This window comes from Oribacterium sp. oral taxon 078 str. F0262 (assembly GCF_000160135.1).
Lineage (GTDB): Bacteria > Bacillota > Clostridia > Lachnospirales > Lachnospiraceae > Oribacterium.
Genome location: NZ_GG729934.1, coordinates 307,449 through 328,684 on the forward strand (window position 1 = coordinate 307,449; position 21,236 = coordinate 328,684).

Annotated in this window: 20 protein-coding genes; 1 reads left to right on the plus strand and 19 read right to left on the minus strand. The window is 56.0% G+C overall.

Annotation, left to right across the window (positions count from 1 at the left end; genetic code table 11):
• Positions 1-4 precede the first annotated feature (4 nt).
• The 10 genes from GCWU000341_RS05175 to GCWU000341_RS05220 all read right to left on the minus strand — a co-directional run bounded on the left by GCWU000341_RS05175 (position 5) and on the right by GCWU000341_RS05220 (position 11,008).
• Positions 5-865 (minus strand): phosphatidate cytidylyltransferase, encoded by an 861-nt coding sequence (locus GCWU000341_RS05175; RefSeq protein WP_330360376.1) that lies wholly within the window; start codon positions 863-865, stop codon positions 5-7.
• The gene (locus tag GCWU000341_RS05180; protein ID WP_009214750.1) at positions 858-1,643 is read right to left on the minus strand and encodes an isoprenyl transferase; all 786 of its coding nucleotides are present in this window, start codon (positions 1,641-1,643) and stop codon (positions 858-860) included. The genes GCWU000341_RS05175 and GCWU000341_RS05180 overlap by 8 nt, the downstream gene beginning before the upstream one ends.
• Positions 1,640-2,194, minus strand: coding sequence for a ribosome recycling factor (frr, locus tag GCWU000341_RS05185; protein ID WP_009214751.1), 555 nt, complete (start codon positions 2,192-2,194; stop codon positions 1,640-1,642). The genes GCWU000341_RS05180 and frr overlap by 4 nt, the downstream gene beginning before the upstream one ends.
• Before the next feature lie 85 nt (positions 2,195-2,279).
• Positions 2,280-2,987, minus strand: coding sequence for a UMP kinase (pyrH, locus tag GCWU000341_RS05190; protein WP_040653689.1), 708 nt, complete (start codon positions 2,985-2,987; stop codon positions 2,280-2,282).
• 154 nt (positions 2,988-3,141) lie between these two features.
• Positions 3,142-4,839, minus strand: coding sequence for a peptide ABC transporter substrate-binding protein (locus GCWU000341_RS05195; protein WP_040653691.1), 1,698 nt, complete (start codon positions 4,837-4,839; stop codon positions 3,142-3,144).
• Between the two features lie 214 nt (positions 4,840-5,053).
• The gene (locus tag GCWU000341_RS05200) at positions 5,054-6,757 is read right to left on the minus strand and encodes a peptide ABC transporter substrate-binding protein (RefSeq protein ID WP_040653480.1); all 1,704 of its coding nucleotides are present in this window, start codon (positions 6,755-6,757) and stop codon (positions 5,054-5,056) included.
• A gap of 238 nt (positions 6,758-6,995) precedes the next feature.
• On the minus strand, positions 6,996-7,997 hold the full coding sequence (locus GCWU000341_RS05205; RefSeq protein WP_009214755.1) for an ABC transporter ATP-binding protein: 1,002 nt from the start codon (positions 7,995-7,997) through the stop codon (positions 6,996-6,998).
• Entirely contained in the window at positions 7,990-9,009 is a 1,020-nt protein-coding gene (locus GCWU000341_RS05210) for an ABC transporter ATP-binding protein (RefSeq protein ID WP_009214756.1), read from the minus strand. The genes GCWU000341_RS05205 and GCWU000341_RS05210 overlap by 8 nt, the downstream gene beginning before the upstream one ends.
• Positions 9,010-9,021: 12 nt before the next feature.
• A complete protein-coding gene (locus tag GCWU000341_RS05215) occupies positions 9,022-10,077 on the minus strand; it encodes an ABC transporter permease (protein WP_009214757.1) in 1,056 nt (351 codons plus the stop codon).
• A gap of 13 nt (positions 10,078-10,090) precedes the next feature.
• Complete coding sequence (locus tag GCWU000341_RS05220; RefSeq protein ID WP_009214758.1) at positions 10,091-11,008, minus strand: ABC transporter permease; 918 nt, start codon at positions 11,006-11,008, stop codon at positions 10,091-10,093.
• Positions 11,009-11,346: 338 nt separating this feature from the next.
• Here GCWU000341_RS05220 and GCWU000341_RS13470 point away from each other — a divergent pair, with 338 nt between their 5' ends.
• On the plus strand, positions 11,347-11,646 hold the full coding sequence (locus GCWU000341_RS13470) for a hypothetical protein (protein ID WP_155812656.1): 300 nt from the start codon (positions 11,347-11,349) through the stop codon (positions 11,644-11,646).
• A gap of 60 nt (positions 11,647-11,706) precedes the next feature.
• On the opposite strand, the gene GCWU000341_RS05230 is transcribed toward GCWU000341_RS13470, so the two are convergent.
• The 9 genes from GCWU000341_RS05230 to GCWU000341_RS05270 all read right to left on the minus strand — a co-directional run bounded on the left by GCWU000341_RS05230 (position 11,707) and on the right by GCWU000341_RS05270 (position 21,203).
• Complete coding sequence (locus tag GCWU000341_RS05230) at positions 11,707-13,188, minus strand: DUF1846 domain-containing protein (RefSeq protein ID WP_009214760.1); 1,482 nt, start codon at positions 13,186-13,188, stop codon at positions 11,707-11,709.
• 53 nt (positions 13,189-13,241) lie between these two features.
• Entirely contained in the window at positions 13,242-14,363 is a 1,122-nt protein-coding gene (locus GCWU000341_RS05235) for an SLC13 family permease (protein ID WP_009214761.1), read from the minus strand.
• 1 nt (position 14,364) lies between these two features.
• Positions 14,365-15,216 carry a YitT family protein gene (locus tag GCWU000341_RS05240; RefSeq protein WP_009214762.1) on the minus strand — a complete coding sequence of 284 codons (852 nt, stop codon included), beginning with the start codon at positions 15,214-15,216 and terminating at the stop codon, positions 14,365-14,367.
• Between the two features lie 257 nt (positions 15,217-15,473).
• Entirely contained in the window at positions 15,474-16,274 is an 801-nt protein-coding gene (locus GCWU000341_RS05245) for a L,D-transpeptidase family protein (protein WP_009214764.1), read from the minus strand.
• A gap of 53 nt (positions 16,275-16,327) precedes the next feature.
• Positions 16,328-17,047, minus strand: a complete 720-nt coding sequence (locus tag GCWU000341_RS05250) for an MBL fold metallo-hydrolase (protein WP_009214765.1) — start codon at positions 17,045-17,047, stop codon at positions 16,328-16,330.
• Positions 17,048-17,414: 367 nt separating this feature from the next.
• Entirely contained in the window at positions 17,415-18,782 is a 1,368-nt protein-coding gene (locus GCWU000341_RS05255; RefSeq protein ID WP_009214768.1) for a L,D-transpeptidase family protein, read from the minus strand.
• 93 nt (positions 18,783-18,875) lie between these two features.
• Positions 18,876-19,202: a hypothetical protein gene (locus GCWU000341_RS05260; RefSeq protein ID WP_009214769.1), complete on the minus strand. Its 327-nt coding sequence runs from the start codon at positions 19,200-19,202 to the stop codon at positions 18,876-18,878.
• Between the two features lie 88 nt (positions 19,203-19,290).
• The gene (gene truA / locus GCWU000341_RS05265; protein WP_009214770.1) at positions 19,291-20,049 is read right to left on the minus strand and encodes a tRNA pseudouridine(38-40) synthase TruA; all 759 of its coding nucleotides are present in this window, start codon (positions 20,047-20,049) and stop codon (positions 19,291-19,293) included.
• A gap of 17 nt (positions 20,050-20,066) precedes the next feature.
• Positions 20,067-21,203, minus strand: a complete 1,137-nt coding sequence (locus GCWU000341_RS05270; RefSeq protein WP_009214771.1) for an aminotransferase class V-fold PLP-dependent enzyme — start codon at positions 21,201-21,203, stop codon at positions 20,067-20,069.
• Positions 21,204-21,236 lie beyond the last annotated feature (33 nt).

The following is a 21,236-nucleotide window of genomic DNA, read 5'->3' on the forward strand; positions in this document are numbered from 1 at the left end:
CTCCTTAAAAGCTCAGAAAGCGAAGCGCGTAGTAGACCGTCGGTGCGGTAAACAGCATGGAATCGAAGCGGTCCAAAATTCCGCCGTGCCCGGGGATCAGCCTCCCGTAGTCCTTGATTCCCCGGTCTCTCTTGATGCCGGAGGCCGCGAGATCCCCCGCCATGGAGATCAATGATGCGGCCGCGGAGGAGACGGCGGAGATGATCTCCGGCCGTTCCACCGCCGTAAAGTAGCACCGGAAAAGAAGCGCATAGAAAAAGCCCAGGGCCGAGGCCCCGATCACCCCGCCGATCGCTCCCTCCACGGTCTTTTTCGGACTGAGGACGGGAGTCATCTTGGTGCGCCCAAAGAGCATCCCCGCGCAGTAGGCGAAGGTATCCGTCCCCCAGCTTGAGAGCAGGATCAGCCAGGAGAGAATCTTCCCGTCCGGCAGCGTTCTTGTCCGGTAGAGGTAGCTCATCATAAGTCCCGCATAGACGAGACCGAAGAAGCTCTCCGAAACAGAATCGATATGGTATTTCGGATAGGAGAGCACATAGAGGGAGAGCATCGCCATAAGACTTAGGATGAGAAGCATCGGAAGCAGCTCCTCCCTCCCGAGGTAGAGGAGCAGATAGGAAAGGAGAAGGGCGAGACAGCCGAGGCCTCCCAGTGCCGTCCTTTCCAGAGAAAAGGCCCGGTAGAGCTCAAAGAGCCCCAGAAGGGAGAGGGCAAGCGTCAGGAGAAAAAGCGGAAGCCCGCCCAGAGGAATAAACAGGAACGCGAGGAACAGAAGCGCCGCGCCGCTCAGCAGTCTTTTCATGAACGAGCTTTTTCTCTTTTCATTCTGAGGCTGTCTCAGGTCATCCAGTGCAGAATCAGACATTGCCTTCTCCCTCCCTTCCATCGCCCCGGGCACGGGAAGAGGAGGAGCCCTCCGGCCTTCCGCCAAACCTCCGCTCCCTCTTCCGAAAGCTATCGATCGCGCGGAGCAGCTCCTCTTTGTCAAAATCCGGCCACAGGACCGGACTGATATAATATTCCGAATAGGCGCACTGCCAGAGGAGATAGTTTGAGAGACGGAACTCTCCCGAGGTCCGGATCACAAGATCCGGATCCGGCATTCCCGCTGTGTCCAGAAGACGGGAAAAGTCATCTTCTGTGAGGCTCTCGATCTCCTCCCGGCTCCTTCCCTCGGAGAGCGCCTGTATCGTGTATTTTTTGACGGCGCGGATAATTTCGTCCCGCGAACCGTAGTTCACGGCAAAGACAAAGCACATCCCCGTGTTTTTCGCGGTCTCCCGCTCCAGATCCTCTATACCCTCCCGGATATCCCGGGCGAAGCCCTCCCGGCTCCCGATCATCCTCGCGCGGACATTGTTCTCATTTGCGACCTTGATCAGCTTCTTCATATAGATGCGGAAAAGCTGCATGAGAGCTGCAACCTCCTCGGGGGGGCGCTTCCAGTTCTCTGTGGAAAAGCCGTAGACCGTGAGATAGGAGATGCCGAGCCTCGCACAGTCCTCCACAATACGCTCCAGCGTCTCGCAGCCCTTCTTATGCCCCATGGCTCTCGGAAGACCCCTCCGCTTCGCCCAGCGGCCGTTTCCGTCCAGGATAATCGCGATATGAGCCGGCTCCTCTCCTTCTCTTTGCTCCCTCATACCGTCATCAGTTCCTTGTTCTTCGCCTCCACCGAGCGGTCGATCTTCTCTATCATATGATCGGTCAGATCCTGGATATCCTTTGTCTGGCGGCTCAGATCATCCTCTGTGATCTCGGAGTTCTTCTCGAGCTTCTTTGCGAGCTCCATCGCGTCCCTCCTTATATTCCGGATCGCGACCTTCGCGGCCTCCCCTTTCTTTTTAACCTCCTTTGTGAGCTCCCTTCTCCTCTCCTCTGTGAGCTCCGGGAAGACAAGGCGGATGGTATTTCCGTCATTGGTCGGGTTGATGCCGAGATCCGAGAGATTGATGGCCTTCTCGATCTCCTTCAGCATGCCCTTGTCCCAGGGCTGAATCTGGAGCATGCGGGCCTCCGGCACAGAGATATTTCCGACCTGCTGAAGCGGTGTCTGCGTGCCGTAATAATCCACTGTGATCCGGTCCAGAACATGGGGATTCGCGCGCCCCGCCCGGATCGTCGCAAGCTCCGACATCAGATTGTCATGGGTCTTATGCATCTTTTCGATATGGATGGTAAACTGGTCGTCCATACTTCCTCCTGTCCTCTCTCTTTGGCAGCGCCGAAGTTTTCGGCATGAATGGTTGCGCCCTCCTTCTCAGCGGCAGGAGGCCGGCTCAGACCGCAGTCACTCTCGTCCCGTTGATCTTCCCTCTGAGCGCATTGGAGATCCCGTGCTTTTCCCGGAGAGAGAAGACAGCGAGCGGAAGATGATTCTCCAGGCAGAGGACGGAGGCCGCAAGATCAATGACCTCAAGCCTTTTATCCACAAGCTCCCGGAGCGGTATCGTATCGTAGCGCTGCGCGGTCCTGTCCTTCTTCGGGTCCTTATCATAGACTCCGTCCACAGCCTTTGCGAGGAGGATCTCCTCACAGGAAAGCTCCAGGGCGCGGAGCACCACGCCGGTGTCCGTCGAGAAATAGGGATGCCCCGTCCCTCCGGCGAGGAAGAGCACGGTCCCCTTCTTCATGAGGCGGAGCGCCTTGTCCTTTGAGAAAAGCTCCGCCATATCGCCGATCGGGATGGAGGACATGACCTTCGTCCTGATCCCTTCCGTGCGGAAAAGCTCCGCGGTATAGATGCAGTTCATGGCGGTCGCAAGGATCCCGATCTGATCCGCCTTATAGCGGTCCACAGACTCCGACTGGCGCCCTCTCCAGAAGTTCCCGCCTCCAATCATGATCGCAAGCTCCACCCCCTCCTCCAGGGCAGGCTTTACCTCACGGGCCACCTCCCGGATGATATCATCCTCAAAGCCGAAACGCTTCTCCCCGGCGAGCGCTTCCCCGGAGAGCTTCAACATCACTCTTCTCTCTTTTCCCATAAAAATCCTCTTCTCTGCCGCAAAATGAATCCGCATTTTCCTAAGTTTACCATAGAAAAAAGAGCTCGGCAATCATAGCGGAGCTCTTTTCTCTGCTCTCAATCCCGTCTCCAGGAGTCGGAAGGCCCCCGGAGAAAATCTCTCTTTCCTCTGCCTAGCCCTTGCTTCCGTACATGAAGTACCAGTAGCCGGAGGGGCTGTGCCAGGTGTTCTTCAGATTCTCCTTCTGCATCCAGAAATCGTTCTGACTTGCGATGGGAGCGACGGCATAGTCCTTCAGCATATGCTGCTCCGCCTGATGCAGGAGATCGAACCGCTCCTCCCGATTGGTCGAGATCCGCGCCTTCTCCACCAGAGCGTCAAATTCCGCGCTGGAATATTTCCCGTCGTTGTTTCCGTTGTTTGTCTCCAGAAGATCGATGAGGTTTGCGGGATCGTCCCAGTCATAGACCCAGGAATTTCTCGCCGTATCATAGTTTCCGGCGCGGCGGTTCACCGTCATCGTCTTCCACTCCTGTACGTCGATCGTCATATTGAGCCCAAGCTCCTTCCAGGCTGACTGGAGGTATTCCGCGACCGCCTTGTTGTAGCCGTTGTCATTGACGAGATAGCTGAAGCTCGGGAAGCCCTGACCGTTCGGATAGCCCGCCTCGGAGAGAAGCTGCTTCGCCTTCTCCAGATTCTCCTGATACTTCGAGTTATCGAAGAAATCGCCGTACTTTTCCTCCGTCACCTTCTCAAAAGAAGAGTTTTCCGCCGCGTCCGTGACTCCGGGGCCGACAAAATTCTTCGAAGGAGAATAGATGCCCTGCATGATGGTGTTTGCGACATAGTCCCGGTCGATCGCAAGCGTCATCGCCTCCCGGACCTTTGCATCGTCAAAGGGCTTCTTTGCAATATTGAAGTTGACATAGTAGGTACCCCGGATCGGCTCCACCCGGAACTCGGGATTGTCCCGAAGACCCGCGATCTCCTCCGTCGGGACATCCTTTATCATATCGATCTCATCCTGCTTATAGGCGGTGTAGGCCGTGTTCGCATCGCTGATCAGATGCCAGACGATCTTATCGAAGGTGATATGCTCCTTGTCCCAGTAGTTCTCATTCTTTTCAAAGACGACGCGGTCCCCGTCCGTGTACTCCGTCATCTTATAGGGGCCGTCCGTGATATAGCTCTCCGGATTCGTGGTCCAGCTGTCTCCATTTTCCTCGACGCTCTTCTCCTGCAGCGGAACCATGACGGGGAAGGCCGCGATCTTGTCAAAGTAGTCGCAGGGCTTGGAAAGATGGACCAGGAAGGTATTGTCATCCGGGGCCTCCACCTTTAAGGCATCGAGATTTCCGGTCTGCGCCTCCTCGAAGCCGTCGATCATATTCATAAGATCATAGGAATAGGGCGCTGCCGTCTGCGGGTCCGCAAGCCTCTTCCAGGAGTAGACGAAGTCCTTAGCCGTGAGATCGGTGCCGTCGGACCACTTTAAGCCCGGGCGAAGGTGGAAGGTGTAGCTTAGGCCGTCATCCGACTTCTCCCAGCTCTCGGCGAGTCCTCCGATGATATTGTTGTCCTTATCGGTCCGAAGAAGCCCTTCAAAGGCGTGCAGAATCATGACGGAGGCATCCCTTGTGCTGTTGAGCTGCGGGTCTATGGTCTCCGGCGTCGGGCCGACCTCCACGTCGAGCTGTCCCCCGGAGGAGCTCTTCTCCGCGCTCCCGGCTTCTCCCTCCGCCGTGCTTCCCTCCTTCTCTTCCTTCGCTCCGGAAGAAGCCGCGGAGCGAGACGCACCTCCGCAAGCTGTGAGCGCAAGTCCCAGAGAAAGGGCCGCGCTCAGAAGCACTACACTTTTTTTCTTCATAATCCATCCTCCCGGGCGGATCCGCCCGCATAAAATAATTTCCAAAGCTGCCGCCTCCCGGCTCAAAAGCCTTCCGCTCTTCGTCATTATTCCCGAAACAGATGAGCTTTTCGCGGCATACCGGGGAATTATATCATAAGAAAACGGCCGCGGCAATCGCCGCGGCCGAGAATTTCCAAAGGCCCTCCGAGAGCTTCCGCTCTGCCCCGGTTCTTTATTCCTTCGTGCCGTACATAAAGAACCAATAGCCATAGGGGCTGTGCCAGGTATTCTTCAGGTTTGGCTTCTGAAGATAGAACTCGTTATAGTAGGCAAGCGGCGCCATCGCATAATCCTTAAGGAGAAGCTGCTCCGCCTCGTGGAGAAGCTCATAGTGCTCCTTCAGATCCTTGGCCTCTCTCGCCTTCTTTACGAGCGCGTCAAAGTCCGGATTCGAGTACTTTCCATCGTTGTTTCCGTTGTTTGTCTCCAGGAGATTGATCATATTGGAGGGATCGTCCCAGTCGTAGACCCAGCCGTTTCTCGCCGTATCATAGTTTCCGCTCCGGCGGTTCGCGGTGACGGTCTTCCACTCCTGGATATCGATCGTCATCTTGAGTCCGAGATCTCCCCAGGCCTTCTGCAGATATTCCGCGACGGCCTTATGGTAGGAGGCGTCGTTTGCCATATAGCTGAATTCCGGGAAGCCCTGGCCGTTCGGATAGCCCGCCTCCGCGAGAAGCTGCTTCGCCTTCTCGAGATTCTCCTGATACTTCGAGTTGTCGAAGAAATCTCCGTACTTCTCCTCCGTCACCTTCTCAAAGGAGCTCCCGGGCTCCGCATCGGATACGCCGGGGCCGACGAAGTTCTTCGCCGGACTATAGGTCCCCTGCATGATGGTATTCCCCACATAGTCCCGGTCAATTGCGAGGGAGAGCGCCTCCCGGACCTTCTCGTTGTCAAAGGGAGCCTTCTTCAGGTTAAAGCTCACATAATAGGTCCCCATGATCGGATCCAGGTGGAAGTCCTCCTGTCCCTTGAGGCTCGGGATCTCCTCTGAGGGGACGGTCTTCATCATGTCCAGCGTCCCCTCCTTATAGGCGGTGTAGGCGGAATTTCCGTCCTCGATCAGGTGCCATACGATCTTATCGAAGGTGACGTGATCCTTGTCCCAGTAGTTCTCATTCTTCTCAAAGACGATGCGGTCCCCGTCCGTAAACTCCGTCATCTTGTAGGGGCCGTTCGAGATATAGCTCTCGGGCTTTGTGGACCAGCTGTCCCCGTTCGCCTCGATCGTCGCCTTCTGCACCGGAACCATGGAGGTGAAGGCCGCGATCTTGTCAAAATAGGAGCAGGGGCTGGAGAGATGGACGACGAAGCTGTCCTTTGCCGCGGCCTCCACCTTGAGCGCATCCAAATCACCCTCCGCCGCCTTGTCATAGCCCTCGATCTGATTCAAGAGATCGTAGCCGTAGGGCGCGGCGGTCGCGGGATCCGCAAGCCTCTTCCAGGAATAGACGAAGTCCTCCGCCGTGAACTCCGTGCCATCGGACCACTTTAAGTCCGGGCGGAGATGGAAGGTCCAGGTCAGGCCATCCTCCGAGCAGTTCCACTGATCGGAAAGTCCTCCGATGATCTTATTGTCCTTATCGAACTTAAGGAGTCCCTCAAAGGCGTGGACGATCATATTGCCGCCGTCCACAGCGGAGTTTAAGGCCGGGTCCATGGTCTCCGGGGACGGGCCGATCTGCACATCGAGCTGCCCTCCGGAGGAGGTCTTTTCCACACTGCCGGACTCGCCCTCCGCCGTGCTTCCCCCCTCCTTTGCGCCCTTTGTCCCCGCAGAATCCGAGGAGCCCGCGGAGCCGCCGCAGGCTGTGAGCGCCGATCCCAAAAGGAGAAGCGCGGAAAGCAACATGGCCGCATTCTTCTTTTTCATGATACTCCCTCCTTGTTCTCTCTCCTTCGTCTCCCCTCTCCGAAGTCCTTCTCTCAGGGAAGATCTCAGGGGATACGATGAAAGCTTCTCCATCTCAAAGCGGAGATGGATGGTCTATGACAAGCGGCAGGTTATAGCGTGCCGCAGGCTTCCAAAGGCTGTCCGATTCGAAAATCCGATGGCAGAAATGAAATCCTCTCTCAGGCCTCCGAAGACCGTCCGATTTCGTTTTCCGGGCTTAAGATTTGCTCTGATCCGCCGGATTCAATTGGTCCAGATGATGGCAGGCCACAAAGTGGCCGGGCTTTTCCTCCCGAAACGCCGGATTCTCCTCCGCGCATCTTCCGTCCGCGTAGAGGCAGCGGGTGCGGAAGGGGCAGCCGGAGGGCGGATTCACGGGGGAGGGCACATCCCCGCTTAAGATAATCCGCTTCGAGGAACGCGCGATCTTCGGGTCCGCGATCGGGACGGCGGAGATCAGGGAACGGGTATAGGGATGCATCGAGTGAAAGGTGATTTCATCCGCATCCGCCATCTCCACGAGATGCCCGAGATACATGACGCCGATTCTGCCGGAGATGTGATTTACGATCGAGAGGTCGTGGGCGATGAAGAGATAGGTCAGGCCCAGCTTCTTCTGCAGATCCTCGAACATGTTGACGACCTGCGCCTGAATCGACACATCCAGTGCCGATACCGGCTCATCACAGACGATGAACTCGGGGTCCACGGCCAGCGCCCTCGCGATGCCGATCCTCTGCCGCTGTCCGCCGGAAAACTCATGCGGATAGCGGTTTGCGTGCTCGGAATTCAGGCCCACCGTGGACAAGAGGGATAGAATCCGCTCTCTCCTCTCCGCCCTTGTCCGGCAGAGCTTATGAATGTCCAGTGCCTCTCCCACGATATCCCCCACGGTCATCCTGGGGTCCAGAGAGGCATAGGGGTCCTGAAAGACGATCTGCATCTTTCTCCGGTAGGGGAGCATATCCGCCTTTTTCCCGCTCTCGGAATCGAAGATGACATTTCCGTCGTAGACAATCTTCCCCGCTGTCGGCTCCGTCAGCCGGAGGATGGAGCGCCCCGTCGTGGTCTTTCCGCAGCCGGATTCCCCCACCAGTCCGAAGGTCTCTCCCTTTCTTATGAAGAAGCTGACATCATCCACGGCCTTCACGGTCTTCCGGGAGCCGGCCACGGGAAAATACTGTTTCAGATGCTCGATTTCCAGCAGATTCTCAGACATGCGAAAGCTCCCCCTCCCTGTTCTTCAGGAATTCCTCCTTCTGCAAAAGCCAGCATCGGGAATAGTGCAGCCCGTCGAAATCCGTCCGGGGCGGCTTTTTGGCAAGGCAGATCTTCATGCAGCTTTGGCAGCGCGGCGCAAAGCCGCAGCCCTTCGGGGGATTCAGAAGATCCACCGGCTGCCCCTCGATCGGAATGAGACGCTCGTAGTCCTTCTCGTGGAACTTCGGGATCGAGCGAAGAAGTCCCTTTGTGTACTCGTGCATCGGGCGGTAGAAGATGTCGTCCGTCGTGCCGTACTCGACGATCTCCCCCGCATACATGACAGCGATATTGTCGCACATCGAGGCGACGACTCCGAGATCATGGGTGATCATGATGATTCCCATTCCGAGCTTTTTCTTCAGATCCTGCATCAGCTCCAGGATCTGTGCCTGTATCGTCACATCGAGAGCCGTCGTCGGCTCATCCGCGATGAGAAGCTTCGGCTCACAGGCCAGGGCGATGGCGATCATGACCCTCTGGCGCATCCCTCCGGAAAGCTCATGGGGATACTGCCCAAGGCGCTTCTCCGGCTCATTGATCCCCACGAGCTCCAGCAGCTCTCTCGCCCTCTTCCGGACCTCTGCCCCCCTCTTCTCCGTGTGGAGACGGATGGACTCCTCGATCTGGTTTCCGACCGTCCAGACCGGGTTCAGGGAGGTCATCGGATCCTGGAAAATGATGCTCACCTCGCTGCCGCGGATCTTTCGGAGCTCCTTCTCCTTCATCTCATCGATGCGGTGCCCGTTGAATTCGACGCTTCCGCCGACAATGCGCCCGTTCTGCGCCGTGAGGCCCATGATCGAGTAGGCCGTGACCGACTTCCCGGAGCCGGACTCCCCCACGATTCCGAGGACCTCCCCCTCCTTCATCCGGATGCTGACATCATTTAAAGCCTTGACCTCTCCCGCGGAGGTGAAAAAGGAGAGCTGCTCATGCCGGATATCCACAAGATATTTCTCTTCTGACATAGTCTCTCCTCCCTACTGCTGCTTCAGCTTCGGATCAAAGGCATCCCGGAGTCCGTCTCCGAGCAGATTGAAGCTCAGGATGATGACGAAGATCAGGAAGGCCGGGGCAAAGAGCTTCTCCGGATAGGTCTGGAAGCCGTTCAGCGCGGCACTGGCGAGAGAGCCCAGGGAAGGCATCGGGGCCTGAACCCCGAGTCCCAGAAAGGAGAGGAAGGATTCTGTGAAGATCGAGCTCGGGATCTGGAGCGTCGTTGTGACGATCAGGGTCCCGATGCAGTTCACGATCAGGTGCTTTCCGATGATTCGCCTGTCATTCGCCCCCAGTGCCTTGGCGGCAGTGACATATTCACTTTGCTTTAAGACCATGATCTGAGAGCGGACGATCCGTGCCATGCCGACCCAGTAGAGAAGCGCAAAGACAAGGAACATGGAGACCATGTTCGGCCCGAGCTTCTGAATCCAGCCAAAGCCCGGCGCGTTCCCCAGCTTTTCCAGCGGATATTTCAGGGTCTGTGCGAGGAGAATGATGATGAGCACATCAGGCACGGTATAGATGATGTCCACGATCCGCATCATAATCATATCCACCATGCCTCCGAAGTATCCCGCGATCGATCCGTAGACGGAGCCGATCAAAAGGATGAGAAAGGAGGCCACGAGGCCGACGGTCATGGACACCCTGCCGCCGACCAAAACCCGGATCATATAGTCCCGTCCGTTCTGATCCGTTCCGAGAAAGTGGGGAAAAACCTTCTCCCCCCGTGCCATACTCTCCTGCTCCGTCTTCGAATACTGCATGGGAGAGAGTCTCTCCGATCCCTTCATCTGCTGCTCATACTGATAGGGGTAGAACATCGGTATGATAAAGCAGAAGATGACGATGAGGAAGACGATAAAAAGAGCGGACATCGCGATCCTGTTTTTTCGAAAGCGCCGGATCCCGTCCCGCCAGAAGCTGACGGACTCCCTCATGACAACGAGAGATTCTCTCTCGGATACTGACGCCGGGGCAAAGTCATCCAGAGCAGGCTGAAAACTCAGCGAGTTTGTTTTCCTGTTTTCTTCCATCCCTCCACTCTCCTTATCTCAGCTTGATTCTCGGGTCCACAATCGCGTAGGTGATATCCACGATCACATTCATTGCGATGATAAAGACCGCGAGAAAGATCGTCGTACCCATGATCATCGGATAGTCCCGGGAGGTGATCGCTCCCACGAACTCCGAGCCGAGACCCGGGATATTGAAGATCTTTTCGATGATGAAGGAGCCTGTCATGAGGGAGGCAAGGAGCGGTCCCAGATAGGTGATGACGGGGAGAATCGCATTTCTCATCGCGTGCTTGAAGATCGACATGAAATTGCTCACGCCCTTTGCGCGCGCAGTCCGCATATAGTCCTGCCCCATCACATCCAGCATGGAGGAGCGCATCAGGCGGGCGATATAGGAGGCCGGATAGAGCGAAAGAGCGATCACCGGCATGATATAGCTCTGCGGATTTTTCAGGCCCAGAGAGGGGAGAAGATTGAGCTTCGTCGTAAAGATAAACATAAGAAGCGTCGAGGAGAGAAAGGACGGAACCGCAATCCCCGCCGTGGAAAAGACCACGAGCACATTGTCCACCGCTTTCCCGCGGTTAAAGGCCGCCACGGAGCCAAAGGGCACTCCGAAAAAGACGGCGACCAGAAGGGCGATGCCCCCGAGCCTCGCGGAGACCGGAAATTTCGTGGAGATGATCTGCGCCACAGTCCGCCCCCTCTTCTTAAGGGAGAGGCCGAAGTCCCCATGGAGAAGCCCCGACATATAGGTCAGATATTGGACGTGAAGGGGCTTGTCCAGCCCGTACTTTGCCTCCATGGCGGCCTGCGCCTGCGGCGTCACTGCCTTCTCTGCGAGAAAGGGTCCCCCGGGGACCATGTTCATGACGAAAAATGTAAGGGTCGCCACTAAAAAAGCGGTCACAAGCGCCATTAGGACACGCTTCGCGATGTACTTCGGCATATCTCTCCTCCTGAAATAGTATAAAATATGAAAGGAAATATACACGAAAGCAGGAAGCGTTTCAAGTCCTGCACCGCTTTTTCAAAAATTCATACAAGGCGGGATGCATAAACTTTCCTTTTCCCCATACTATGACACATCGGACACAAAAAGTAAATCCCTAATCCCATGTCCGAAATGTTTTTGTAAAATTTCCCCGCGGCAGAATGACCATACCGTCCATGACCGGCGTATTCCTTCCCCCTCTCTTCTGCCGCTCTCTCCCGCATATTGATCCTTCCTGTGGGAGCATCGTCGTCAAAGCGCACGGGGGGAAGTATGACATCGGACGGAAGCTCATGCTGATATCCGAGGTCCTCGTCGATATTGGCGGCCGCCGTCTTTTCCGCCGCGATCGCGCGGATTACGGTAGCCGGCCCGGTCACGCAGTCGCCTCCCGCAAAGATCCCCTTCGCATCCTCGATCTCCGAGATATCGAACGCACTGATCCTGCCCTGCTCGATCTTGATCCCCGAGTATTCCGCAAATTTTCGAAAATCGATGCCTGCCCGATCGCAAGCAAGGCCCGATCCGCCGCGCTGCTCTCCTCCGGAGCCTCTGAATCGTTAATTACAAAACTGCGCAGCAGGGCTTTCTAAATGAAAAAAGGGGCCTGGAAAGGCCCCGGGAAAAACTCTCGTTTCAGTGGTAAAAGAGCTTCAGTGGTGAAAGAGCTTTTTGCTCTGGTACTGCGGCTCGCAGGTGATATGAATGCCAAGCTTATGGAGCGTCCTTTCATCCACGCCGGAGAGGATGACGGAGGAATGCAGCTCACAACCGGAGAGGCGGGAGAGCTGGCGCATGCAAAGCTCCGCGTTGGCATCGGAGTTCGCGCAGATCGTGAGCGCAATCAGGATCTCATCCGTGTGGAGCCTCGGATTGTGATTGCCCAGGTGCTCCGTCTTCAGATGCTGAATCGGCTCGATGATCTCCGGAGAGATGAGCTTGATGGAATCCTCCAGCCCCGCGAGGGTTTTCAGCGCATTCAGAAGCATCGCTGCGCAGGCTCCAAGGAGGGGGGAGGTCTTGCCGCAGACGATCGTCTGATCGGGGAGCTCAATCGCCGCCGCCGGACCTCCGCTGAGCTCCGCCTTCTGCTTTGCCGCGGCCACGACCGGGCGGTCCGCCGGGCCGACATTTGCTTTCTCCATGAGGAGCTGCTCCTTGTCGACGATCTCCCTTCTCCCGCTCCCCTTCCGGAGCTCCACGAGAGCGGCGTAGTAGCGGCGGATGATCTCCTGCTCTGCGGCCTTTCTCACGGCCGCATCGTCAATAATGCAGTTTCCGGCCATATTGACGCCCATATCCGTGGGGGATTGATAGGGGCTCTTGCCGTAGATCCGGTTGAACATGGCGTTCAGAACAGGAAAGACCTCCACATCTCTATTGTAGTTGATCGCGCTCTCCCCGTAGGCCTCCAGATGAAAGGGATCGATCATATTGATATCGTTGAGATCCGCGGTCGCGGCCTCATAGGCGAGATTTACGGGGTGCTGCAAAGGGAGATTCCAGATCGGAAAGGTCTCGAACTTGGCATAGCCCGCATCGATTCCGTGCCGATGCTCCTGATAGAGCTGAGAGAGGCAGACCGCCATCTTCCCGGATCCCGGACCGGGAGCCGTCACCACAATGAGAGAACGGGAGGTCTCGATATAGTCGTTCCTTCCGAAGCCCTCCTCGGAGATAATCAGCGGGACATTGGAGGGATAGGCCGGTATGCTGTAGTGGCGATAGACGCGGATTCCGAGGGACTCCAGCTTTTTCTGGTAGAAAACGGCGCTCTCCTGTCCCTCGAAGCGGGTCAGAACGACGGAGGCCACGCTGAGGCCGTAGCCCCGAAAGGCATCGATCAGGCGGAGGACATCCATATCATAGGTGATCCCGAGATCCCCCCGGACCTTGTTCTTCTCAATATCCCCTGCGTTGATCGCGATGACGATCTCCGCCTCCTCCCTGAGCTCCCCCAGCATACGGATCTTGGAGTCCGGGCAAAAGCCGGGGAGCACGCGGCTTGCGTGATAGTCGTCAAAGAGCTTCCCCCCGAATTCCAGATAGAGCTTCCCCCCGAACTTTGAAATCCGCTCCTTGATTCGAAGTGACTGCGTCTTCAGATACTTTTCATTGTCAAAACCGATTTTCACATTTCCTCCTTCCTAAAACATAAAGACAGGACTTATACTGCTCTTTTCCGGGATCATAAACTCCTCCTGAAAAATGCGAGAAAGCAAAATACCAGCATGAAATGGAGACGAATCCAGAGGAAATGGATCAAAAATCCCCTGACATTGCCCTCCCGGACCCTGAGATAAAGCCGGATACTGATAAGGGCGGGCAGGGAGGAGAAGAAGATCCCAAGACTTCCGATATTGCATCCCGTGATGAGCCTTCCCCCATTGCGCGCGAACGGGGAGAAAAGCAAAGCGCAGGGCGCACTCCCGATGAACTGGGAAAAAATAATGGAGAGAGCGCACTCCCTTCCCTTTAAAATCCGGAAAAGCCATCCTCTGAGAAGCTCTGAGCCCGCGAGATTCCCGGAGAGGAGGAGAAGGAAGGAAAGGCTCAGAAGCAAAGGATAATCGATCCTCCGGAGAATCCCCCTGTCGTAGAAAAGTCCGAGTAAGAGCATCGGGACAAGAGCCGCTTCGGGAGCGAGAAACCGTCCCGCGGATAGAAAAAGAAGAAGGTAGAGGGAAAAGAGCAGGAAGAGTCTGAAGGGCTTTGTCCCCTCCCCTCTCTCCTCCTCGATCCGAAACTCCGCCCCTTTGATCGGAAAGGTCACGAAAAAGAAGAAGAGAAGGAGGCAGCCCGGCAGGACATACGGAAGCATCAGGCGCAGAAAAGGAAGGAGAGAAACCGCATGGCTCTGAGTAAGATACAGGCTTTGCACATTTCCGAAGGGAAGGAGCATCCCTCCCAGACTCGCGGCAATCGTCTCGAGGACCAGGATATGGATCAGCAGGGCCCTGGAATCCGGCAGAGCGGAGAGGAGGAGGATGCTGAAGGGAATCAAAGAGAAAAGGGGCGCGGCCTCTCCGAAGAAAAGGGAAGAGAGAAAGCTTAGCACTAATAGAAGGAGGCAGAGTCCCCTCACAGTTTTTACCCTCCGGAGGAGACAGAGACTTGCGCTCCTCAGAAGACCGGAATCCCTGAGAGCCGCCTGAAGAAGGAGATAGCCAAAAAGCAGAGACAAAAATCCGGTATCCAGAGCCCGTAAGATTCCTGTGCCCCGCGGTACAAGGAGGCAGGACAGGGCCGCCAGGGCCCCTGAGAGCGCCATTCCGATCTTTCTTTTGTTTTTCCAGAGAAAGCCGTTCATCTCACTCTTTGTAGGTATTGAAACCCTCGCCGAGGACCTCCCGCACATCGGCGATGATCAGAAAGGCCCGTTCGTCGATCTCGTGGACGAGATCCTTGAGCTTCGTGATTTCCCTCCTGGAGAGCACGCAGTAGAGCATCTCAAAGCTTGCGCCGCTGTAGAGTCCGTGGGAGGGGATGCCCGTCACGCCGCGCTCCATGTCCTTTTGTATCCTCTTTGCAATCTCCTTCGACTTCGCGGAGATAATGTAGGCCGCCTTCGCAAAATGCATCCCCTCCAGGATACCGTCCGAGACCCGGGTAAAGACATAGATCGAGACAATCGCATAGAGGGCATGCTCCACACCGAAGATCTGAAGCCCCCAGAGAACAATAATGGCATCCAGAAACTGCATGACCTGCGGAAGCGTATAGTGCCTCAGATACTTTTGAATGATTGCGGCTAAAAGATCCGTCCCGCCGCTTGTGGCTTCGGCGAGAAAGATGAGCCCCGAGCCGATTCCCATGATGATGCCGCCGAATATCGAAGAGAGGAAGAGATCCTGCTTCGGGATGATGGGGACATCCGGGATCAGCCAGAGGAGTAGGGAGAGAAGCATCGTCGCAAAGAAGGTTCTCCGGATGAATCTCCAGCCCTTGACCCGGCCGCCGACGAGAAAGAGGGGGATGTTGATCACGGTATTGCTGAGCCAGAGCGGCATGCCGATGAGATGATTCAGTATAATAGAGACGCCGGAGACGCCTCCGATAATCAGATTCATCGGGGAATAGATATTTTTAGAGGAGATTCCGATGAGCAGGACTCCGAGAAAAAGAAAGAAATAATCCCGGATCTGACGTTTTCTTAGCTTCATGGGGGAGCTTCCCCTTTCCTTTTTGTTATCAGCAGGCAGACAGAAGAGACGCCGCGTTTATTTCAGGCAGCGAAAGAGAAAAGGATCTCTCGGCCCCGGGCGCTGCAGCGCCGTGCTCGATTAGACCCGCGAGCTTGCAGTATTGGCAGCTTCCGATGGAGGAGGCAGCAGGATACAGCAGCCGTCCCGGCAAAGACGGAGAAGCTCCGGGAGCGCTTCCTTTTCGAGAGTGATGCAGCCTTATCCGGCGCCTTGATTTAGTAGCTTCCGATGGAGGAGGCATCCGGAACGATCAGGATATAGCAGCCGTCCCGGCAAAGGCGGAGAAGCTCCAGGAGCGCTTCTTTTTCGAGAGTGATGCAGCCCGAGCTCTCCCAGGTATCCGGCGCCTTGATGTGGAGAAAAATCGCGGATCCTCTGCCAAAGACCGCGGGATTTTGATTAAAGCCGACGGCCATTGCATATTGGTAGCAGATCGGATATTCGATGAGATGCTCTCCCTCGATCTTCTTTCCGCTCTCCACCCAGCTGTTATAATCCTTTCTCCCGGAGGACCAATAGGAGTTCCGGCTGATTCTCCGATAGCTCATCTCCGTCTCCGGCTTGTCCCCCTGTCCGAAGGAAAACAGGATGGGGAAGCTTCCGATGGGAGTAGTGCCGTCTCCCTCTCTCCTCTCCTCCGCCTTTTTAAAACCGTTTCTTCCGTGCCCGGAGTAGTATTCTGCGACCTTCTTCCAGCGTCCATCCTCCTCTTTGTTCCAAAGGGAGAGACGGTGACCCAGCTTTAGGATGATCTGCTTTGTTTTTTCCGAAGTCTTCGTCGCGGCGAGGAGCTTCGCCTCCTCTTTCTCTTCCTTTTTCTCTTCCGTTTTATTCATCCTTTCGCTCTCTGCCTTGCTCTCTTCCGTCTTTCCGCTTTCCGCCTTATCTGCCTCTGTTTTTCCGCTGTCAAAAGAGACAGCGTGGCTTCCGCTCACAAGGCGGGAGGAAAAGGCCGGAAAAGCGAGAAGAAGGGAGGAAAAGCAAAGAAAGAAAAATACTGACAGGGACCTCTTCATTTACAATCTCCTTAGATACAATCTCTTTCGACTATGACGTGGGGCAGAAGAATTTACTGCAAAGTGAATTCCTCTGTCTTTTTCAAAAAATGAATCTTATCGAGCCAGGGGGAGAGCCTCGGATCCGAGAGATAGGCTTTCGCATCGGAGGCCGCATCCCAGTAATGCATCGGGATAAAGGCCCGGGCAGAAATCTCCTCCAGGAAATAGAGGAATCCGTCCAATGCATGCTTTTCCAGTCTCGGGTCCAGCGGGAGAAAGGCGCAGTCCAGCGTCCTTCCTCCGAGGAAATCCCGGTAGGAGCGGATCTCCTCCCGATACCTCTTCTCCTGCCAGAGATTCTCCTCCTCCGGCTCCCCCTCCCAGTACCATAGATTCAGGTCTCCGGCATGGAAGATGCTCCTTCCTTCGATCTCCACATGGAAGGCCGCGCCGATATCTGTGGAGAAGAAGGCCCGCACGAAGAGCCCGGGAAGGGAAAGACTTTCCCCCGGGGAGAGGAAGGAGCAGTCCGAAGAGAGGGAAGGGGGAAGCTTTTCCCGAATATCGGAGGAGAGGATATAGTGCGTCCTTCTCCCGTTTTTTCTCAAGGAAAAGATTTTCTCTGAGAAATGGTCGCTGTGGCTGTGCGTCGCAAAAATATAATAGTCCTTCTCCTCTCCGTCCTTCCGCCTTTGGAATTCCGGAAGCTCTCCCCTGTACCAGTCAAAGAGCAGGATGCTTTTTTCCAGCTCCAGGCTGAAGCCGCTGTGATAGATAAGATTGATTTTCATTGCCGCTCTCCTGCGCCCGGACCGCCGCTTTTTTCCCCTGCAAAGCCAATTTCTATGGAAGCTATTCCATCTGTACCCGCACGGGCGCGCCCCGCCGCTTCACTGCTCCTGCATAAGCTTTCGGATTGCTCCGCGCTTTCGCGCTCCCGTGCCGACACGGGTGCGCCCCGCCGCTTCACTGCCCCTGCATAAGCTTTCGGATTGCTCCGCGCTTTCGCGCTCCCGCAATCCTGACAGCTCTTCGGAAATCGCGCTCTTCTCTTCTTTCGAGTGCTTTTTTCCTCAGATCTGTTGCCTCGCCGGATGTCGGGACGCTCTCCCGTGCCCGCACGGGCGCGCCCCGCCGCCCGGCGAGAGCTTATGCACTTCAATAATGACAGATTATAGCTTCTCCTTGTTGTACTTTTTGGTAGATGGCCTGCGCGGCGGCGAAGGGGAGGTTGATGCAGCCGTGGCTTCCGGCGTGCTGGTAGATTTTCCCTCCGAATTTTCCTCTCCATTTTGCGTCGTGGAGGCCGATTCCGCGGTTGAAAGGCATCCAGTAGCTGACCTTCGCTTCGTAATCCGGTCCCTTCAGCGTCGCGTTTGTAGTTTTATAGCTCAGGGGGTAGATTCCGGCGGGGGTGCCTCTTCCAAGGGACATATTCCCGCTCACGCAGTCCGTCTCGAGGCTCACCTTGCCGTCCTCAAAGACGTAGACATGCTGGTTTCCGAGATCGACCTCCACATAGCTGTTTCCGTAATCCGGTCCGCTTCTCGAGACACCGACCGTCGTATAGATGGGCTCCCGGGTGAGCTCCTTTCCCGACAACAGATCCGCCGCGAGCTGCTCCTGCTCTTTTTTCTGATTGATGTTGTAGCCGTAGGGGCCTCCGAGGGCGATCAGCTGTCCTGTTGCGGTGCGGAAGGAGCGATTGCTTCCGGAGGTGTCCGTCCTCCGCTTAAGCTCCGCGACATATTCCTTGATCTTTGCCGGATCGAACTGGGTGCTCCCGTTCTTTCCCGGCGTCATCCAGGAGAAGTAGGTGTCCGCATTCAGGGTGAGACGCTGATTTCCGAAGTCATAGGTGATGCTGCTCTTCAGCTTATCGTTTTTCTCCTTCGCCTCTGCCTGAAGTCCAGGATCGTCTCTTCGGATCTCCGGCTTCTGATAGCAGGAGGCCTCAGAGAGATCAAGCTCCGGACTGAGCTCCAGAAGAGCCTTCCTCACCGCCTCCTTCAGCGCTCCGGGATCCAGGATATCGCCGTCTTGCTCCGGGGCGACGCGAAAGCCGGCCCCCGGGATATAATCCGTGAGGAAGGCATTCCTCGGGCGGGTTCCCTCCGATTCCGTGGAGAGAAACTCCCTCTCCAAAATCCCGGCGAGCTTTTCCTCGTCGTAGTGGATCTCCGGCTCTAAGGAGAAGCTCTCCTTCGTGAGAAGAAATTTCGGAAAGAGCAGACTGTTCCGCTTCGGAAGCTCCGAGATCGGATAATCCACCCTGAAGTCGATCTCGCTCCCCCTCAGAGTGAAGTCTTTTCCGTGGATATCCCGGATCAAAAGCTGATGCTCTCCTCCCCTGTACTCATTTAATATCCCGTTTAACGCAGAGCGGCTCCGAAGGGACATGTCATAGCCGTTCACCCTGTCTCCAGGCATCATCCTTCCGCTTAGGATCAGGGCAATCATAAAATAGGCGCCGGAAAGTCCCGCAAGCGGTATCAGCCAGTAGGCGCCGATCCCTTTTTTCTTCAAGTCTCACTCTCCTCCATCTCTCTTCCAGATTCATGCCAGACATAAAGACAACGGAATTATTGTAACATAATTGCGGATTCTGGCAAGTCTATCTCAATGCTCCCAGACCACGACGCCTTGCTTTTTGAAGTCGCAGGCCCCGCAGTAGATCGAAAGCCGGAAGCTGGAGAGCTCTGATTTTTCGGGAAAGCTTCTCCCGGAGGAAAAACGGAAGCAAAGCTCCTTTCCTGTATAGCTTTTTAGGAGCCGCGGGAGCTGCACGCTCCCGATATCCCCGCATTGCCTCTGATGTGTGCAGCCCTCGGAAATAAGAATCCGATCTCCGTCCTCAAGCTGATCCAAAATCTCCGAAGCGAGAAGAGCCGGAGAGAGAATTCCTCTCTTTCTCGCGAGCAGAATGGAAAAGGAGGTGATCGCCAAAAGCGCTCCGGAAGGCTCGAAAAAGCGGGGCAGAAAAGCGCAGTATAACGCGCTGTAAAGCGTCGGGGCGGAAGATCTGCCCTCGCTCTCAATATTCCACTCTCATAAGGCAAAGACCGCCGGCTTCTGCGGTATAGCCCGCCTGACTTCGATCCTTTGCCAGAAGAATCCGCTCCATGTCCCCGGGTTCCCTCTTTCCAAGGCCGATCTCCAGAAGAGTCCCCACCATAATCCGGATCTGATGCTGTAAAAATCCGTTTCCGTGGAAATAAAAGCGAATACAGCCCTTTCTCTCCAGGATCTCGATCCGGTCGATGCGGCGCAGCGTGGATTTTTTCATCCTGGGATTTCCGCAAAAGGAGCGGTAGTCCTTCTCCCCGATCAGAGCCTCCGCGGCGAGCCTCATGCGTTCGACATCCGGCATCTCCGGGAGAATGAGGAGGTACTTTCGTTCAAAGACAGGCTTTTTCTCTCCGAAGTAGCAGCTGTAGCGATAGAGCTTTCCTATGGCATGATACCTTGCGTGGAAGCGTTTTCCGCAGATCGAAAGCGCGTCCACGCTGATATCATCCGGGAGATAGCGGTTCAAGTAAGCCCGGATCTCTCCCTCTGACCTTTTGCTGTCGAGAAAAACATTGGCGCACATTCCCCTCGCATGAACTCCGGCGTCGGTCCTTCCGGCCCCGATCAGATCCACCGGCTGCTGTAATTTTCCCTCGGCCAAGAGCATGCGGCTCAGGACGGCTTCGATCTTCCCCTGTATGGTCCGATCGATGCCGGGCTGACGCTCCCAGCCGAGGTAGCGGGAGCCGTCATAGCTTATGAGAAGCTTATAATTTTCCAGCATGGCATATCTCCCTGATTCTACTCCTCCGAAAGAGTCCGCAGCGCGCGGAGCGCGAAATCGATCTCCTCCTCCGTATTGTAATGGGAGAAGCTGAAGCGGACGATCCCCTGCTTCTCCGTCCCCAGGGAACGGTGCATCAGCGGAGCGCAATGCCCCCCCGGCCGGGTCGCGATCGCAAAGCGGGAGTAGAGCTCGTCGCTCACAAGAGAGGAGTCGTAATTCGAGAGATTTAAGGGAACGATGGGACAGCGCTCCTCCGTCTCAAAATCTCCGTAGATCTTCACTCCCGGGATCTTCTCCGCGCCGTCGTGGAAGAGCTTCATGAGCCTGAGCTCCTGCCCCCGGATTCTCTCGATCCCCTCCTCCTTCAGATAGCGGATTGCCGCACAGAGTCCGGCGATGCCGTGTCCGTTCAGAGTCCCCGCCTCCAGATGGGTCGGAAGCTCCTCCGGCTGCCGGGGATTATAGGTCTCGATGCCGGTTCCTCCGCTTAGGAGAGGGCGGATTCGGATGCCGTCCCTCACAATCAGTCCGCCGGTCCCCTGGGGGCCGAGCAGGCTTTTATGCCCCGTAAAGCAGAGAATGTCGATCCCCTGCTTCTCCATATCGATCGGATAGACGCCCGCGGTCTGTGAGGCATCCACGATGAAAAGGAGGCCCCTTGCGTGCGCAAATTCTCCGATCCTCTCGATATCCAGAAGATTTCCGGTCAGGTTCGACGCATGGGTGCAGACGATGGCCTTCGTATTCGGACGGAGCAGCCTTTCGAAGTCGGAAAGCGACACTCTTCCGAGACTGTCCGCGGGAACGAAGCTGTGCTCCACCCCCCTCTCCTCGAGCTCGTAGAGAGGGCGGAGGACAGAGTTATGCTCCAGCACCGTGCTGAGAACATGGTCCCCTTCCTGGAAAATCCCCTTGACCGCGATGTTCAGGCTCTCCGTGGAATTCATCGTGAATACGACATTCTTCGCATTCGGCCCATGGAAAAAATCCGAAAGCTCCATCCTTGTCTCAAAGATGGTGTGATTCGCACCCATGGACGCGGAGTGCGCTCCCCGCCCGGCATTGCCCAGAGAGCTCATCGCCTCCGCCACCGCCCTCACAACGGATTCCGGCTTCCGAAGAGTGGTCGCCGCGTTATCAAAGTAAATCATCTTTCCCTCCTTTCCTGCTGCAATGTATTTCTG

Coding starts and splice junctions, on each gene's coding strand:
- truA (WP_009214770.1), bottom strand. CDS start 20,049: ATGCTGGAAAATTATAAGCTTCTCATAAGCTATGACGGCTCCCGCTAC.
- GCWU000341_RS05220 (WP_009214758.1), bottom strand. CDS start 11,008: ATGCCGAAGTACATCGCGAAGCGTGTCCTAATGGCGCTTGTGACCGCT.
- frr (WP_009214751.1), bottom strand. CDS start 2,194: ATGGACGACCAGTTTACCATCCATATCGAAAAGATGCATAAGACCCAT.
- GCWU000341_RS05245 (WP_009214764.1), bottom strand. CDS start 16,274: ATGAAGAGGTCCCTGTCAGTATTTTTCTTTCTTTGCTTTTCCTCCCTT.
- GCWU000341_RS13470 (WP_155812656.1), top strand. CDS start 11,347: ATGCTGATATCCGAGGTCCTCGTCGATATTGGCGGCCGCCGTCTTTTC.
- GCWU000341_RS05180 (WP_009214750.1), bottom strand. CDS start 1,643: ATGAGGGAGCAAAGAGAAGGAGAGGAGCCGGCTCATATCGCGATTATC.
- GCWU000341_RS05210 (WP_009214756.1), bottom strand. CDS start 9,009: ATGTCAGAAGAGAAATATCTTGTGGATATCCGGCATGAGCAGCTCTCC.
- GCWU000341_RS05240 (WP_009214762.1), bottom strand. CDS start 15,216: ATGAAGCTAAGAAAACGTCAGATCCGGGATTATTTCTTTCTTTTTCTC.
- GCWU000341_RS05270 (WP_009214771.1), bottom strand. CDS start 21,203: ATGATTTACTTTGATAACGCGGCGACCACTCTTCGGAAGCCGGAATCC.
- GCWU000341_RS05235 (WP_009214761.1), bottom strand. CDS start 14,363: ATGAACGGCTTTCTCTGGAAAAACAAAAGAAAGATCGGAATGGCGCTC.
- GCWU000341_RS05175 (WP_330360376.1), bottom strand. CDS start 865: ATGTCTGATTCTGCACTGGATGACCTGAGACAGCCTCAGAATGAAAAG.
- GCWU000341_RS05195 (WP_040653691.1), bottom strand. CDS start 4,839: ATGAAGAAAAAAAGTGTAGTGCTTCTGAGCGCGGCCCTTTCTCTGGGA.
- GCWU000341_RS05205 (WP_009214755.1), bottom strand. CDS start 7,997: ATGTCTGAGAATCTGCTGGAAATCGAGCATCTGAAACAGTATTTTCCC.
- GCWU000341_RS05215 (WP_009214757.1), bottom strand. CDS start 10,077: ATGGAAGAAAACAGGAAAACAAACTCGCTGAGTTTTCAGCCTGCTCTG.
- GCWU000341_RS05200 (WP_040653480.1), bottom strand. CDS start 6,757: ATGAAAAAGAAGAATGCGGCCATGTTGCTTTCCGCGCTTCTCCTTTTG.
- pyrH (WP_040653689.1), bottom strand. CDS start 2,987: ATGGGAAAAGAGAGAAGAGTGATGTTGAAGCTCTCCGGGGAAGCGCTC.
- GCWU000341_RS05250 (WP_009214765.1), bottom strand. CDS start 17,047: ATGAAAATCAATCTTATCTATCACAGCGGCTTCAGCCTGGAGCTGGAA.